Here is a 14,260-nt window from a genome sequence, read left to right on the forward strand (position 1 = left end):
AGAAGGAATAGAAGGGTATAGAGAAGGTGTGATTTATATGACAGGGAGGACAGGGCAGCCCAGGATAAGGCTGCCCTACAGGTATATTAGAACTTGTAGCTAAGCTCCAAGCCGTATGTTCTTAGTTCGCCTGGTGTTGTTGTGATTGTGCCCAGGAAGTCCGTGCCATCCGTGAAGGCATAATCTTTGTTCAGGAGGTTACGGGCCCAAAGATAGATAGACCAGTTTTCACCAGATTCCAGACCAATACGACCGTTCAACAGGGTATAGCTATCGTTGAAGCCGTACGGAATGTTTGTGCCTGGACGTGCAACTTTAATATTATCAGCAGACGTATAATAGCTGCCAGAGTGTGTTACATCAGCACGGAACACAGCCTCAAGGTCAGTGCCATCAATCGGATGATTATACTGTGCCGCAAGGGAGGCAGAGACGCTTGGTGCGACAGGTAGTTCATTGCCCGACAGGTCCGCGCCGATACCGTTTGGATTACGCGCGCTGCCACCACCTGGGAAGTCACGGAATTTCGCATCCATTATGCCGACAGAACCTTGCAGCATCAGGCCTTCAGTCGCCAGCCATGTCAGCTCTGCCTCGATACCCTTTGAGCGAACTTTTGCTGCATTCCGGATCGTGATGGTAGACAGGTTATTACCGAGATCAACAAACTGGTTGAACTGGTAATCCTTGAAGTCCATCCAGAAGGCAGCCAGGTTAAAGCGAACACGGCGGTCGGATGTTGTGCCTTTAAGGCCAAATTCGAAAGCGTCCACAGTTTCTGTATCAAACTCAAGACCGCTATCGAATGCCGTCTGGCTGACGAAGTCTACGTTGAAGCCGCCGCTTTTGAAGGCAGAAGAATATTTTGCATAAACATTCATATCGTCATTAAGGGCGTATGTCAGGCTGACTGTTGGGGATAGATCAGTGTACGTCGTGCTGTCTTCAAGCGATGCAACGGTTTTGCCGTCAATGACTGGACCAACCGCAACACCAAACAACTGTGCAGCAGGGAAATCAATGCCGATGTTTACGGTGTCGCCGATCAGATCAAAATCGACTTCTTTCTTTTCCCAAGTGTAGCGTACGCCGAAGCCAAGGGTCAAACGGTCGGTTATGTCGTATGTGCCGTTAACGAACGCAGCCCAGCTTTTGGTATCAACGATTGCGTAGGTGCCCACACCCTTGCCTTCGAACAGTGGTCCAGCTGGTGCGAGGGGCGGCGCTAGAACATTCAGGAGTACAGAAAGATCAGAACCGATGGTCGGTAATCTGCTGGTTTCCCCTGTCTGGTCATAGTAATAAAGGCCAGCAACATATTTGAACGGCTTGTCGTCCGGGGAGATAAGCTGCAGTTCCTGGCTGAATTGCTCGTAGCTGTCAGGGTAATTCACAGACATGATGTCTAATGGGGAATGGTCTGTATCCTGCTGACGCAAAACAAATGCATCACGGTATGCTGTGATTGATTTCAAAGCGTAGTCGCCACCAAGTTCAGCATTAACAGTGCCAGACAGACCCCAGATATTTCTTTTTTCAAAGTTATCAACATTGTCTGCGATTTCGCGGCTGTTTGGCGCATGGGGGTCTGGATAAACTGTACCAGACCAGTCGGTAACTGCTTCACCACCAAAAGCACTGCGGCGTGAGTAAAGTGCATCACCAGCGATGTTCACATCAAAGCCTTCGCCTTCGTATTGGATCTGACCACGCATTGATGTGCCATCACGTTCGTTCTGATAATTCCCCGTTGTGATATTTTTGATAATACCGTCCCGGTGATTGTCAGAAATCGAGAAGCGCGCAAAGAGGTTGTCCTGCAGTGGTACATTCAAGATGGCACCAACACGGTATGAATCATAATTACCGTACTCACCGCGAACTTCCAAAGCGAACTCATCATCTGGTTTACGGGTAATCAGGTTAATCGCCCCTGCAACAGTGTTTTTACCAAACAGAGTACCTTGCGGTCCGCGCGCAACTTCAACGCGCTCAAGATCAAGAATGTCCAGGTTTTGCGAAGGGGATTGACCCAGATATACACCGTCAACATACATGCCGACACGCGTGTCGAAGCCGATGTTCCGCGTTAAGGCACCAACACCGCGAATTCGAACAGCTGTATTATTGTCATTTCCAGAAGAAATGGTCAGGTTCGGAACAAATTCGGCAATTTCGCGCATTTGACGTACGCCGGTTTTATCCATTGCTTCCCCAGACATGGCTGCAATGGAAATCGGAACATCAGTCAGGCTTTCAGAACGTTTCTGTGCCGTTACTGTGATTTCCTCTAGTCCGATGGTAGTATCCTGTGCAGTAACCGCAATTGGTGCGGCAGTTGCTGCAATCGCTGCGCAACTCGCATAGGTTAGAAACTTTACTTTATACTCATGCCTGAATTTCATATTTTCTCACTCCCAATCGGCTTAGTTCTCGAAGCTCTCAAGCGGGGGGTGCTTGCTAACAATGCCGATACAACTGTATTGATTTGAACAATAAAATGATTCAGCACTTCCCCTATGCTGAAACTGGCACATATATAGTCATATTTGCTTGCCTTGGCATGATCTTTTGGGACATTATTCATGATATTTCAGTACACTATCCGGAGTTATGAGTAGAAATGCGCCCCTTAAATGCAGGCTTGAGTGGAAATAATCGAAACGTAAACAGCATGTTCCTTCACGGCGTCCCTGTTGCAGCACGTGAACTTGGAATTGATGTGTATCCTATCCTGCGGAAAGTTGGGTTACCGTCACGGACGCTGACTGTTGATATCAGAATTGATTACTGCAAGTTAATCGAGTTCCTGGAACAGATTGCAGAGACGCACGGTGCAGATCATATCGGCTTTTTAGCCGGTAAATATCGCCCGGTTTTAAAAATGGGCGTGTATGGCCAGCTTCTGAGCTTATCGTCTAATCTGCAGGAGGCAATGCGCCTTGTTGAAGAGTTTATAGCCCTTCTTAGTCCTATTGTTCAGTGGCGGATGCAGAAATCCGGGGGAATTGTCTCTATCATCCGTCATGACCGTGTGCCGCATCCTCCAAAGTCAGGGCAGTTTCGGTCATCAACCATCACACATGTTTTTAATTTGTTGCGGACCCTTATCGGGGGCGATTGGCGTCCGCTATCTGTCTCTTTAAGCCATGCACGCCCAAAATCCTGGCGGGCGATGGAACAGCATTTTAAGGTCCCGCTAGGATTTGATCAGGATTTTGACGGCATTACCATTATGGAAGAGGATCTGTACCGACCATTGCAGATGGCAAATCCAGAATTGTTGGAAACCGTGAAGGCCCATGCAAGTACGCTGAAGGCACAGATTGAACCAAACTTTGACCTGATGACGCAGGTACGTCTTGTTGTGCAGGAAAATCTGGCGCACGGGAAGGTGCAGAAAGAACAAGTTGCAGAGAGAATGCATATGCATCCAAAGGCATTGCAGCGACGTCTTCATGCGCAGGGCATTTCATTCAAACAGCTGTTGACAGAGGTTCGGATGGAAATAGCCATACACTATCTAAATTCATCGAGCATATCGGTCCTGCAGTTATCCCAACTGCTTGGATATTCAAGCGCGGAGGCATTTTCACGTGCGTTTAAGAACATTCACGGTATGTCGCCAAAACTGTGGGTCCAGTCAGTAGGCACCCATACAGAAAACAAGCTGCATAAAGCCGGTTAACTGTGGATTATATAGAAAAAGCGGGCCTATTGAAGGCCCGCCTTGAAATTGTTTTAGTCCAGTTTGGTCTTATGCGAAAAGTGTTTGCCGGCGGCGCGTTGCAACACCCACTAGGCCAAACCCAAGTATCATCATGAGCCATGTCGCTGGCTCAGGTATCGCTGCAGTTGTTGCTGCGCTAAACTGAACGTTGCCTCTACCTTCGCCGCAACAATCAGCAGATAGCAATACTTCAAACGTGTTTGTACCTGCGGTCAGGAAAATATTGTCGAAACTGCCCCACCATGTGTTGTTGTCACCTGCGTCAAGACCAGATGATGTCGGCGCAATAACAGCACCATTCACACGGAGAGAGAATTCGTCGCCACCGACACAGCAGTCGTCCAGATATACATCAATGAATGAATCAGCGCCCACTGATGTTTCATAGGTTTCAATAACACCACCAAGCGGTAGGTTCTCCCAGTAAAAGTCAAAAGATTTTGCTGAGTCAGAATTGAATACAACAGCGGCATTAGCAGAAATGCTGAAAAGTATAGCTGCAGCAATCGTCATAAGTAACTTCATTATTTCCCCCCTATTAAGTTAAAATACTTTAACTACAATGGTTTGTTGGATTTTTATCGTTAGGTACTAATTAACAAAACTTTTCATTAACTTTTTATTAACTAATATTGGGGGGTGAGTCAATCTTATTTAAAGATATCTGTTCATGCCTTCTACAATACTGCATTAGGGGTGTTGATGTTGGTTTCCTGCCAGCAGAGCATCAGGAATATCTTTGCTGCGCGGCAGGTCAAAGTTAGCGATGGTTATAGTGTCTGCACCAAACGAACGTATATGGTTTCGGTTGATAATATAGGACCTGTGGATGCGGATGAAACTATCAGGCAGGCTTTCAGAAGCCATTTTCATAGAGCTATAGGCAACCAGTTTGGAACCATCTGTCAGATAATAGGTGATATAGTTCCCCATGCTTTCGATATGTGAAATATCATCAGGGCGGAGGATATGCGTGCGCCTGTCTGACTTGATCTCGATCGGTTTTTCGAACAGAGCGTTTTGGGCCTGGTCCATTGCCCGCAGATAATAATGGAACATTTTGATAGAGGCGACGACCAACACAGTTGTATTCACCAGCAGACTGCTTCTGAAAAGTTCAGAGACATGCCAAAAGGGGTTTTCCGCGCCAATCAGAAGTGTTTCGTAGAAGTAATAATCAAACAGACTTTGCAGCACACCTGCGACCACTAACATCCCGCCGTATGAGATCAGGAACATCCCATATTGCCGTTGCAGTAAATAGCGCGGCATCAGGATATAAATCATACCGTAAGCAGCGGCCATACGTACTGGGAGCAAAATAAACTCCAGATAAAAGGATGCGAAATAGCCTTGGTCCGGTCGCGCCCAGATTAAGGAAAAGCTGATATAATATACAAGCCAGAAGATAATGTGGCTTAATGGGCGCGATCCGAACAGATAATAGGGGCTGCGGACACTGTCACTATCCAGGGTCTGATTTTTCTCTTCTTTGCCCGTCATGGAAAACCCCTCATTCGCATAAATTCTAGTGCTATTCATATAATGTGGGCTTGCGCGCTTTCGTCAATCTTTCATTTTCGCGGAGCAAACGGACAGTTTGCGATACAGCAAAGAGGAGAGCGAGAATGACTATGAAAAGATTGGCGTCCATCAAGTATGGGATGCTACTGGCAGCTTGTTGGTGTTTTGTAGGGGGTGGTGGTGCTGCCAGTGCAGAAGAATTGGCGCGTCAGGCAAAATGGCAGGCACGGTTCAGTGTCGCCCCTAATCAGGGAGGTGCCACCGTATCAACGGTTGAGGATGGCTCCCCGCTCGCAGAAATGGGCATCAGGACTGGGGACAAAATCGTTCGGGTGAATGGCGAGCATGTTACAGATGCTTCCGTGTGGGAGAGAATTACTACAGCGCTTGTTGCGGACACAGACTATGACCTAGTGGTGCGGCGCGGGTTTAAAGAATACAGGATGCAGGTCACGTTTCCGGGAATTGAACGGGAATCCTATGATCACCTGAAAACAGAATATACAAGCCTGATCAGTGACTATGGGGTACGCCAACGTGTTATCATCACGCGCCCGACGAACCTGCCAGCAGGGCACAAAACAGCCGGACTTTTCATTGTGCCGGGACTGAGCTGCAGCAGTGTTGAATTAACGCCGGGCCGCGATCATAACTGGGCGAAAATGCTGCGGGCGCTTGTGACTGACACTGAGATGACTGTTCTGCGGGTGGAAAAGCCGGGTGTGGGTGACAGTGAAGGGGACTGTGGTGCCACTGATTTCGCGACTGAGCTGAACGGGTATGAACTAGCGTATCAGATGCTGCGTGAGTTGCCTGAAGTAGACCAGGACAGGGTTGTGATTTATGGGTCTTCGATGGGCAGCGCGCTTGCACCGTATCTGGCAAACAAATACGGGGCGAGCGGAATTGTATCAGACGGGTCATTTTACCGCAGCTGGTTTGAGCATATGCTGGAGATCGAACGCCGCATCAAACAAATGGAAGGCAAGTCTGAAACACAGATTACAGACATGATAACCAAGGCGTATATTCCTCTCTATTACGGTATGCTGGTTGAGAAAAAGTCTTACGACGATGTTATCCGGCAAAATAGTCTGTTGGCAGATTATAATTATCATGGTCCGCGTCATATGTACGGGAGACCTGTGGAATATTATCATCAGGTACAGGACTTCGATTTTGCAGGTAATTGGCAAAAGCTGAAGGTGCCCGCCAGATTGCGCTGGGGGCAGCTAGACTGGATTATGAGCGAATATGACATTGACATGATTGAAAACACACTGCTGAGCGCAGGGAACAAAGATGTCGTAGTTGAGAAAACACCGAGTCTGGATCATTGGCACACACTCCATGAAGATGTGAAAGATAGCTTTACAGGTAAGCGGGGAACCTGGTCGCCGTCCACGGCACAGATAATAGTCGAGTGGATCAAGAAACTGGCAGAAGCACGATAAAGTTATATGGCCTTAGATCAGCAGGGGGTGTTTCATCAGCCCCTGTTTTGGCTTATGAACGCACGTAGGTGACACCTTTGTCATTTCGTTGACCAAGTGTGTATTTTTGATTAGTATTTTACACGTATCTTCTTGTGGTAGCACTTGAAAGTATTGCCGAATTTTAGGGGGCGTTGATCTGTCAGGATAAGGAAATTCGGTGCCTTGGTATTCTAGGGGCTAAGTCTTCAAGTTGATACATGGATGGCGGAATAAGTTTTCATTGCACGGGGGATAAGTGTGACGGGAAAGCTTGAAGCTGGTAGTATGGCTGTAAATGCCAACCAGCATAAGTGCATGATTGACAGTGTTCAGGTTGACTTTAAACGCCGTACGTTGACGGATGATAGCCAGTCGGTGCGTCTGGAACCCAAGGCTATGGAGGTTTTGGAGCTGCTGGTTTTAGTCAGTGGAGAGGTTGTTGACCGAGACCAGATTCTAACCCGTATTTGGGGGGAGGGAGAGGCTTCTGATGAAAGCCTGTCACGTTCTGTGTCCCTGATCCGGACTGCCTTCAAGAAATTCCATATTGAAAACCCGATTGAGACAATACCCCGCAAGGGATATCGGTTTTCCCGTAAAGTAAAGCCCATCAGTCCCTTAGGGTCAGATGGATTGCCAGAATTGGAAGAGGACCTTGATGCTGCAGTTCTAATTGCTGCAAGCGGTGTCGTGCACTATTTGGGAAAAGATCTATCAAATTCGATCAAAGTCCTGACCGAAGCCGTTGAAAAAAGACCGGATTTCTATAGTGCATGGGGCCTTCTTGCCGAGGCAATTATGCGGGCAATGATTTATTGGCCGTCTTCTGACAGGTTGGCACTGTTGAAGGATGCCGTAGGGGCTGCCCGTAAGGCGCTTGAGGGGAATAAGACCCTTTCTTTACCGAGGCTGGTGCTGGCGCAGGAAAAAATAACCTATGGTGATGTTTGCGGCGCGATCGACATGGTTGCCGAGGTGTTACGGGATGATCCTGATAATACAGAAGCGACCTATCGACTTGGGTTTTATTTCGGACTGATTGGCCATACTGAAAAGGCGCTTGGGTATCTGGAGCGTGCTGTTGTGCTGGATCCGCTTCAGGGCAGGAACCAGATGCATGTGGCAATCGCACGCACAAATATGGGTGACTTCGAAGGTGCTGAGGCATTCGCAGAAGAAAGCCTGCGTCGTCAATATTTCGCTGCAGCCGAAATACATGCTGTTACTGCGTTCGCGCAAGGGAAGTTTGATACTGCTACCGAACGTTACACAAAGAATACTGAGCTGTATCAGTCTATGTACGCGCCGTTATTTGATGTCAAAGCCTATTGGCAGGATATGGCACAAGGTATGTACAGTGGTTGCCCGGACAAGCGTAAACAGCTTATGAAACGCTGGTGTAAGTTATGTGACAGTCTTGGTTGGAAGCATGAGGGGATCACATCCTATGTTTTCCTAAGAATTGGTGCTGCTGAAGAATTTTTCAAAGCATTTGGCAACCTGAATGTGCCGGGGCCAAATCTATGTTTGTTTTTTATGTGGGAACCAACAGAACCGTTGCGCAATATCAGGTGTCACCCGGATTTCAGGGGCTTTGCAGAGCGTATAGGGCTGACCAAGGCATGGGACCGTTTTGGCCCCCCGGATGTTTGGCGGGAAACGGGTCTGTACAGCACTAACTAGCAACAGTTATTGATAAAGGAGTGGTGGGATGCAGGTACTGAAAACACTTAGTGTTGCCATTGGGCTGCTTTGGTCTCTGCCACTACCTGCCTTATGGGCGATGGAGAGCGATTGGCTTTCTGTAGAACAAGACCTTAGGGAAAATGTCGACTATTATTATGTTGGAGACGTTAAAATCATGCCCCAGACAGGGCATTTGAAAGCTACTTGGCGCATTGGTATGGAGCACGCTGAGAACGGCACCGTATCGTTTATGCTGCGTGAAACACTTCAGGTGACCTCTGTCCAAGGGGCTGGGGTTAAAGGGTTCGTAACAACGCCCTTAAATGATGAAAATCGCCTGCAAAGAATTGATGTGGACCTGTCTGTTCAAGACGGTGGTTCTGGTAGTTTTATCGAAATTGAATATGCTGGCGTCTTGTTGCCAACGCCAATGGAAAACGGGATCAACCATATTGGAACAGACTATATTGAATTAAATGTGGATAGTTTCTGGTTTCCGATTGATGCCCGATTTAACAAGCTTCTTAAAGCGCGTTTTTTTGTATCAGCGGGGGACGGTTGGGATGCAATAAGCACCGGCACTGTTACGAAGTCAGGAAATAGGTTGCTTGTTGATAACGAAGACCCGTTTCTTGACATAGCAGTGACGATGGCACCGAGCTTCACTGTCATAGAGGGTGATGGCTACAGCTTTTATGACTTACGGAAAAATGGCGGGTCTCTTGACGTTCTTTCAAGGGCTGTGGAGGACTGTTATGGCTTTCTGAATGAAAGATTTGGAGTTCATTCCAAACTTACCGGGGCGCGCTTTATTTTGCATGACAGACCAGAAAGTGGCTATGCGCGTAAAAAATATATCGCCTTGTCTTCTGTTGAAAAAAGTCGGCCAGAGAGTCTAACGGGATTTGTATGCCATGAGCTTGCACATTATTGGAGTTCATACGGTAAGTTTGATACAGTTGAAAACTGGTTGAATGAGAGTTTTGCCGTGTATGCCGAATTGATGGCAGTTCGTCATGTATTTGGTGTTGAAACATACAAGGCAACACTAAGGCGGTATAAGGAGCAGATAGAAGGCAAGAGCTTGCCGTCTGTGTGGACAGCCAATGACCAGTCCAGACGTCCTTATCTTGTCAATTACCGAAAAGGACCGCTGGCACTGGCTAGGCTTGAACAGTATCTGGGGCAAGACGCTTTTTTATCATTTATTTCGAACTATATGACGGGAAAGGTAAGAACGACACCGGAATTACTAGCGATTCTGGAGAAAATAGGCGGGAAAAACGCCCGGGACTGGTTTGAAGTAGAGTTAGGAAAATAGAAACAGATACAAAAGGTTACTGAAATCTTGTGCATGAAAGTAACTACTGATAGTGTGCGTTCTACCTTATGGGGGTGAAAGTATGTCGACTGTATCAAAAGGCGGATAAGGCATGGCAAGTATAACACCGAAAATGGGTGGAAATGCTATTACCTTGCTAAAGCTTTGGCAGGCGCATGGCGGCGACTTGTCCATGCTATCCTTTGCTGATGCACTGGATGGTAGGTATGCTGAGATGTATGAAGTTCTTTTCTTTATTAGGTTTGAAGGGGACGTTATTTTATCTTCTATCTTAGGGCAGGACCTTATTCGGCGCGAAAAGGATAAATCACTTGGTCTGTCTGCTCAGTATCTTGATCTATTCCCGGAAACGGAACAGGAAAAGGTTCACGCACTCTATACTGCTGCCCGCTCCCATGGGTGGGGGATTGCGGGAACGGTAGAGCGCTTGCCCGCGATGGGTAGTGCTCTCATAAGGCGATCTTTTGTATCTCTGCCTGTCAGTAGTGAAGACGGTGTCAGCATGTTCGTCAATGTTGATGACGACCCCTATGTTCGATCAGACCATATCAGGGAAGAAAATCTTCTTCCCCAACTTATGCAGGGGCAGACACGGATGCTTGAATATGAATATTTTGATCCTAGAACCTGTACGCCATAACTACAGAAAATAGCGGGATGCTAGTCCCTGTTTGTTTCTAGACTAGCATGCTGTCTTTCCCGTAAATCCCGATTGTAGATGATGTCAGTAAGGTCATAGCCCAGTTGCACAGCCTTGGTGGTCAGAGCATCTATCTGTTCCTGCGGTAGCGTGGGGGTGCGCGACAATATCCATAAATATTTGCGACTAGGGTCACCGACAACAGCCACTTTATAGTCCTCGTCCAAGTCAATCACCCAGTAATTGCCTGATAGAAAAGGAAGCTTCAGGAAGGTTAGAATGAACTGAACTTTTAGTTTGCTGTTTGTATCTTTATCAACGACCCATGCACGACCAACAGCTTCCTTGGTTTTCTCTTTCCCAATGACATCACACCTGTTTGTGACTTTGATATCACCATCATCACGCAGTTCATATTCAGCTGTGCTGTTTACGCAGTCTTTTTGAAAGCGGTGATCAATGCGGGCTATCTCATACCATTTGCCAGCATATTTTGTCAGGTCAACTGATGAGACAACTGGTAAAGGAGGTGTCTTGTCTTCTGCCTGTGCCGCAGTGGTATGTGAAACGGTAAGGGTCATGGCAGCCATCATGGCTACAACTGACATGGTAGATAAAGGGTGTTTCATCGCATGCTCCTGTGTTTATACTGAGTACGTATAATGGTTGATGCTGGATGACCCTGGTGCAATATTGTTGCATGGTGCTTTTAGTATTACTCCATAAATCCAGTGCCATTTTATGGGCGTGCTAATGAGCCGGGACGTTTTCAGGTGTGCATTCGTCCATTGTCCAGTTGCCATAAACTGGCGACACGCCTATACATACATGAAAATAACAGGCATGAATATCCCCGGCTACTGATTAAAGCTGGGGGGTACTGTTTCGATCAACCCCGGTCGTTTGTGTAGGAGACGATTTTGCATTTCTCAGAGATGTTAATAGATGTATTGGTGTTTTTGGCAGCATCAATCGCGGTAGTTATGGTTTTTAAACGCGTTAAAACCAGCGCGATTTTGGGGTATTTGGCTGCTGGGGTGATCGTGGGCCCTGCTGGCCTTGCTTTGGTAAAAGAATCTGACAGTCTGCATATTCTGGCAGAGTTTGGCGTGGTCTTCCTACTGTTTATGATTGGCCTGGAATTCTCGGTCAGCCGTTTGAAATCCCTTCTAAAATATGTGGTTGGTCTTGGTGGCCTGCAGGTGGTGTTGACGGCCGCCATTATATGTGCCGTCGCCATGGCTTTCGCTATTGGATCAAGCCCAGCCGTTATTATTGGCGGTGGCCTTGCTTTGTCATCGACTGCCTTTGTTCTGCAGTTATTGTCTGAACGGGGTGAACGCGATACGCCGCATGGTAAAATTGCGCTGGCTATTTTGCTATTTCAGGATTTGGCGATTGTTCCGCTACTGATCCTGTTGTCGGTACTGGCCGCAGATACGCAAACTTCTTTTCTGGCATCACTGGGCATCGCCGTTGGGGAAGCAGCCTTGTCGCTTGGGATAGTCTATGTTCTGGGCCGTGTGATGCTGCGCCCGATTTACCGGTCAATTGCACTGACAGGCGAGACAGATTTGTTCGTTGGTGCAACGCTGCTGTTGATCATTGGCATTGGCCTGTTTTTATCACTTTTTGGCGTGTCTATGGCGCTGGGTGGTTTTCTGGCAGGACTACTTCTTGCGGAGACAGAATTCAGGCATCAAATCGAGGCAGATATCAAGCCGTTTAAAGGCATACTGCTAGGTCTGTTTTTCATGACAGTGGGTATGGCGATTGATCTGAAACTGCTTGTAGATAACATTGGTCTGATCGTGGGGATTGTTGTTGCCTTACTCGTTGGAAAAACACTATTGATCGCGCTTCTCGGTCGTATGTTCGGCCTCGAAGGTGGTACGGCGCTGCGGGTTGGGATGCTTTTGTCACAAGGCGGAGAGTTTGGGTTTGTCTTGTTTATTTCTGCCGGGTCGCTCGGGGTCATTCCGGAAGAGCATGTTCAATTACTTCTGACCTGTATTGCTTTGTCGATGGGAACAACGCCGTTCCTTGCAACGCTTGGTAAGAAAGTCGAATCTGTTCTTTGTAATCGCAAACTAGGTACTGGTGGGTTTGGTGATGACATTCAGGAAGGCTCTTCGGGACATGCAATTATCGTTGGATATGGGCGGGTCGGTCAAACAGTTGCAACCCTTATGCATGAAATGGGGCTACCGATTGTTGCCATAGACCGAGACGTAAAACGTGTCCAGAGCCTACAGGTGGACGATAATCAGATTTTTTATGGGGATGCCAATCAGATATCAGTCTTGATGTCCATGGGGATTAAAAATGCTCGATGTGTGGTAATCACGATTGATGAGCCCCACGGGGCAAACAAGATTATCCAGGCTATTCATCAGATTGTTCCTGACATGAAAGTTTTCGTGCGGGCAAAAGATGTTGCCCATGTCAGGTGGCTTGAGAAAAATATCTCGGTCAAGGCAGTTCCAGAAGCCATTGAAGGTAGTTTGCAACTGGGGACGATCGTTTTGAAGGATTTTGGTATTGAAGATACGGTCGCCGTGAAAATTGTGAATGATCACCGGGAAAATCTGTATCTAAATCTCGATGATTACCCAGATAGTTAAGAAAGCTGGCAGAAGCACCATCTAAACGGTGAAATGAATTGAATAGGTGTTTTGTAAAAAGCGGAGGAATTTTCCCTCCGCTTTTTCAGTATGGGAGCTATTCATCACCGCCTGCAGCAATGTCGCGCCGTGTAACCGGATAGCCCAAATATTGCCAGCCAAAAAGCCCTTCATAGAGTACAGCTGTTTTTTGGTATCCAATGCCTCGTAGTTTGTTGACGACATATTCAGCGGCTGCTCTTGGACATGAACAGTAGGCGACAATCTGCACGTCTAGTGGGAACTCTTCTTTATATTTGTTGAAGTCAGAATAGTAAGGCAGAGGAAAAGACCCTTCGATGTGGGCGATCTGCCAGACAGAGGTTGCCCGTGTGTCAAAGATGATCATTCTTTTTTTGCTGTTCAGGGCTTCCAGAAGGTCTGGTGAGGACACATAAATGCCGTCGGTCAGTGTGAAGTCAGGATCTTCACCGTCTGGGTTAATAACATACTCATCCGGGGTGGGGATTGCCTGCAAAACGGGCTTTTCCTGTTTCCATCCGCTCGCTCGACTTCTGATAAATGCGGTAATGTCATTAATTTCCGTGTCTGACAGGATATCTTTCCAAGGCGTCATGGGCGTATCTTCTCGGCCGTGGATAATGGCATGCCGGATGAATTCGTCGCTGTTATGCGCCAGTGCCGATTGATTGGCTAGAGCAGGGGCGGTTATGCCTTCTCCTTCTGAACCGTGGCAAACGGCACAATTTTCCTGATAGAGTTGCTCACCGTTTGGTATATTGCCTGTGACGGGATCTGTTGATATTTTGATACGGTCTACACCGGCTTGCCAAAATAGCCAGTAGGTCAAATCCCATGTTTCATCAAGCGTCATAGGGCCACCCACTTCGTCCAGATATCCCGCCATAGGAGTTCCCTGACGGCCATATTGCATTGGACGCAGTACGGCGTGGGGCGTGCCAGATTCGAGCAAACTTTTACTACGCAACGACGGCGCATGGTCATTCGCGTGCCCCTGCCTGTCAGCACCGTGACACAGAGAACAATATTTCTGATAATTTTCTTCAGCCTTTTGCGCTTGTTCTGCTGTAAGTTTGCGTGGTGGCGGCAGGTGTTCGATTTCCGCCTGCAGACTAATTGCGGGACCAGATGTGAACAAGGATAAGCCAAGTAATGAACAGAGTACGAGTCGGACTTGCACGGTACATTCCTCTAAAAATCATAAATTATGCCTGTTAG

The 14,260-nt window shown here is 47.4% G+C and carries 11 protein-coding genes; 6 read left to right on the forward strand and 5 right to left on the reverse strand.

Annotated elements, in window-relative coordinates:
• Nucleotides 1-86: 86 nt before the first annotated feature.
• Nucleotides 87-2,405 carry a TonB-dependent receptor gene (locus IE181_RS09805; protein ID WP_191252439.1) on the reverse strand — a complete coding sequence of 773 codons (2,319 nt, stop codon included), beginning with the start codon at nucleotides 2,403-2,405 and terminating at the stop codon, nucleotides 87-89.
• A gap of 269 nt (nucleotides 2,406-2,674) precedes the next feature.
• On the opposite strand from IE181_RS09805, the gene IE181_RS09810 reads away from it, so the two are divergent.
• Nucleotides 2,675-3,688, forward strand: a complete 1,014-nt coding sequence (locus IE181_RS09810; RefSeq protein ID WP_191252441.1) for an AraC family transcriptional regulator — start codon at nucleotides 2,675-2,677, stop codon at nucleotides 3,686-3,688.
• A gap of 69 nt (nucleotides 3,689-3,757) precedes the next feature.
• Here the strand turns inward: IE181_RS09810 and IE181_RS14795 are convergent, their stop codons facing one another.
• Together IE181_RS14795 and IE181_RS09820 are read right to left on the reverse strand one after the other, a co-directional pair.
• Complete coding sequence (locus IE181_RS14795; RefSeq protein ID WP_191252444.1) at nucleotides 3,758-4,255, reverse strand: PEPxxWA-CTERM sorting domain-containing protein; 498 nt, start codon at nucleotides 4,253-4,255, stop codon at nucleotides 3,758-3,760.
• A gap of 165 nt (nucleotides 4,256-4,420) precedes the next feature.
• The gene (locus tag IE181_RS09820; RefSeq protein ID WP_191252446.1) at nucleotides 4,421-5,233 is read right to left on the reverse strand and encodes a LytR/AlgR family response regulator transcription factor; all 813 of its coding nucleotides are present in this window, start codon (nucleotides 5,231-5,233) and stop codon (nucleotides 4,421-4,423) included.
• Nucleotides 5,234-5,358: 125 nt separating this feature from the next.
• On the opposite strand from IE181_RS09820, the gene IE181_RS09825 reads away from it, so the two are divergent.
• The 4 genes from IE181_RS09825 (at nucleotide 5,359) to IE181_RS09840 (ending at nucleotide 10,397) form a co-directional block, all read left to right on the forward strand.
• Nucleotides 5,359-6,708, forward strand: a complete 1,350-nt coding sequence (locus IE181_RS09825; protein WP_191252448.1) for an alpha/beta fold hydrolase — start codon at nucleotides 5,359-5,361, stop codon at nucleotides 6,706-6,708.
• 279 nt (nucleotides 6,709-6,987) lie between these two features.
• A complete protein-coding gene (locus IE181_RS09830) occupies nucleotides 6,988-8,412 on the forward strand; it encodes a winged helix-turn-helix domain-containing protein (protein WP_191252450.1) in 1,425 nt (474 codons plus the stop codon).
• 28 nt (nucleotides 8,413-8,440) lie between these two features.
• Complete coding sequence (locus IE181_RS09835; RefSeq protein ID WP_191252452.1) at nucleotides 8,441-9,736, forward strand: M1 family aminopeptidase; 1,296 nt, start codon at nucleotides 8,441-8,443, stop codon at nucleotides 9,734-9,736.
• 112 nt (nucleotides 9,737-9,848) lie between these two features.
• Nucleotides 9,849-10,397: a hypothetical protein gene (locus IE181_RS09840; RefSeq protein ID WP_191252454.1), complete on the forward strand. Its 549-nt coding sequence runs from the start codon at nucleotides 9,849-9,851 to the stop codon at nucleotides 10,395-10,397.
• A 20-nt stretch (nucleotides 10,398-10,417) separates the two neighbouring features.
• Here the strand turns inward: IE181_RS09840 and IE181_RS09845 are convergent, their stop codons facing one another.
• Nucleotides 10,418-11,026, reverse strand: coding sequence for a lipocalin family protein (locus IE181_RS09845; RefSeq protein ID WP_191252456.1), 609 nt, complete (start codon nucleotides 11,024-11,026; stop codon nucleotides 10,418-10,420).
• Nucleotides 11,027-11,317: 291 nt separating this feature from the next.
• On the opposite strand from IE181_RS09845, the gene IE181_RS09850 reads away from it, so the two are divergent.
• The gene (locus IE181_RS09850) at nucleotides 11,318-13,021 is read left to right on the forward strand and encodes a monovalent cation:proton antiporter-2 (CPA2) family protein (protein ID WP_191252458.1); all 1,704 of its coding nucleotides are present in this window, start codon (nucleotides 11,318-11,320) and stop codon (nucleotides 13,019-13,021) included.
• 97 nt (nucleotides 13,022-13,118) lie between these two features.
• Here IE181_RS09850 and IE181_RS09855 read toward each other — a convergent pair whose 3' ends face one another.
• Nucleotides 13,119-14,222 (reverse strand): c-type cytochrome, encoded by a 1,104-nt coding sequence (locus tag IE181_RS09855; protein WP_191252461.1) that lies wholly within the window; start codon nucleotides 14,220-14,222, stop codon nucleotides 13,119-13,121.
• Nucleotides 14,223-14,260 lie beyond the last annotated feature (38 nt).

Source organism: Kordiimonas sediminis, assembly GCF_014656395.1.
Classification (GTDB): domain Bacteria; phylum Pseudomonadota; class Alphaproteobacteria; order Sphingomonadales; family Kordiimonadaceae; genus Kordiimonas_A; species Kordiimonas_A sediminis.

Coding starts and splice junctions, on each gene's coding strand:
- IE181_RS09845 (WP_191252456.1), bottom strand. CDS start 11,026: ATGAAACACCCTTTATCTACCATGTCAGTTGTAGCCATGATGGCTGCC.
- IE181_RS14795 (WP_191252444.1), bottom strand. CDS start 4,255: ATGAAGTTACTTATGACGATTGCTGCAGCTATACTTTTCAGCATTTCT.
- IE181_RS09805 (WP_191252439.1), bottom strand. CDS start 2,405: ATGAAATTCAGGCATGAGTATAAAGTAAAGTTTCTAACCTATGCGAGT.
- IE181_RS09840 (WP_191252454.1), top strand. CDS start 9,849: ATGGCAAGTATAACACCGAAAATGGGTGGAAATGCTATTACCTTGCTA.
- IE181_RS09825 (WP_191252448.1), top strand. CDS start 5,359: ATGACTATGAAAAGATTGGCGTCCATCAAGTATGGGATGCTACTGGCA.
- IE181_RS09820 (WP_191252446.1), bottom strand. CDS start 5,233: ATGACGGGCAAAGAAGAGAAAAATCAGACCCTGGATAGTGACAGTGTC.
- IE181_RS09810 (WP_191252441.1), top strand. CDS start 2,675: ATGTTCCTTCACGGCGTCCCTGTTGCAGCACGTGAACTTGGAATTGAT.
- IE181_RS09835 (WP_191252452.1), top strand. CDS start 8,441: ATGCAGGTACTGAAAACACTTAGTGTTGCCATTGGGCTGCTTTGGTCT.